This is a genomic window from Streptomyces sp. NPDC031274 (assembly GCF_055570235.1).
On record NZ_JBVIHP010000197.1, the window covers coordinates 1 to 1534 of the forward strand.

Here is a 1534-nt window from a genome sequence, read left to right on the forward strand (position 1 = left end):
CGTGGCCCTCGGCGATGGCGCGCACGATGGCGAGGCCGAGTCCTGCGCCGGTGGCGCGGGCGCCGCGGCGTGCGGTGCCGCGCCGGAAACGCTCGAAGATCACCGCCGCGTCCCGCGCCTGGACACCGGGCCCGCTGTCGGCGACGTACAGCTCGATCCGTCCCGCCGTGCTGCGCGAGCCGATGCCGATGCGCTGGCCGGGGACGGTGTGCTGGACGGCGTTGTGCGCGAGCTGCACCATCGCCTGGGTGATGCGCTGCGGGTCGAGACCGGCTTCGTCGGCGGCCACTTCGGCCAGCTTCCAGTCGCGGTCGCCGAGCGCCCGCGCCTTGACGAAGACGTCCGCGGTCAGCTCGGCGAGCTGCACCGGCTCCGGGGTGACGAAGTCGGGGCGCTCGGCCTTGGCGAGGAGGAGGAGGTCCTCGACGATGCGGCTCATCCGGTCGAGCTCCTCCATCACGATCCGGACCGTCTCATCCCGCTCTCCCGGATCGTCGCCCATCAGCTCCAGGTGGCCGCGCACGATGGTGATGGGCGTGCGCAGCTCGTGCCCGGCGTCGTCGACGAACTCGCGCTGCGCGGCGAACGCCCGCTCCAGACGGTCGAGCATGGCGTTGAACGTCTCGGCGAGCGCGGCGATGTCGTCCCTTCCCTGCACCGGGATGCGCTGGGTCAGATCCTGTTCGGTGAGCTGCGCGGCGGTCGTACGCACCAGACGCACGGGCTTGAGGATGCGGCCCGCGACCGCCCAGCCGATGCCGGTCGTCATCAGGAGCGCGACCCCGGAGATGGCGAGCAGCATCGTGAACACGTCGCCCGCCTTGGCCTGTTCGCCCGCCGGGTGGAAGGCGACGACGAACGCCGCCGCCGGATGCCCCGCGCTCGCCGCGATCTCCACCTTCGCCCAGCGGACCTCGCCGCGGTCGCGGTGCAGCGTGCCGGTCGCGTCGGGGGACTCGAAGACCGTCCGCAGCGCGGCGGTGTCCTCGGCGAGCGGATGGCCGATCCGGGGCTCGCGTGACTGCTCCTTCTTCGCGGGCGCCTTGCCGGGGCGGCCGACCAGGCCCAGGAGCTCCTCGTCGGGGTCGGCGTACTGCCGGGACAGGAAGAGCCGCAGGAGGGGGTCGGGAGCGGTGAACTTCTCGCCCGTGTGCGGATCGACTCCCTCGCGGGCGAGGTTGGTGAACTCCGCGGTCTCCTGGGCGAGCAGCCGGTCGATGCGGTGGTCGACGTCGCGCAGCAGGACGGAGCGTGTGGTGGCCGCGACCGCGGTGAGCGCGACGGTCATCACCACGAGCAGCCAGAGCAGGATGCGGACACGGGCGGATATCCAGCGGTGCGGGCGCTCAGCCGTCGTCACCGGGGCCGTCGTCGTCGTTGTCGCCCCGGCCGCTGCCTTCGTTGTCGTCGTCGTTGTCATCGCCCGGGGAATTCTCGCTCACCGGCGGCGGGGACACCGTCTCGTCGCTCGGCGTCGGCCGCGGGGCGGTGGGCTTGGTGGAGGGCGAGGACGGTGAGGAGGGCGAGGACGGCG

At 72.9% G+C, this 1534-nt stretch carries 1 protein-coding gene and 1 pseudogene; both read right to left on the reverse strand.

The genetic code is table 11. The features are described from left to right. On the reverse strand, nucleotides 1-1420 hold a 1420-nt coding region (locus ACZ5CR_RS44910; protein ID WP_468869367.1), incomplete at its 3' end, for a sensor histidine kinase. Continuing rightward, nucleotides 1347-1534, reverse strand: a pseudogene (locus ACZ5CR_RS44915) (small secreted hydrophilic protein); the annotation flags it as partial. The gene ACZ5CR_RS44910 and the pseudogene ACZ5CR_RS44915, both read right to left, overlap by 74 nt.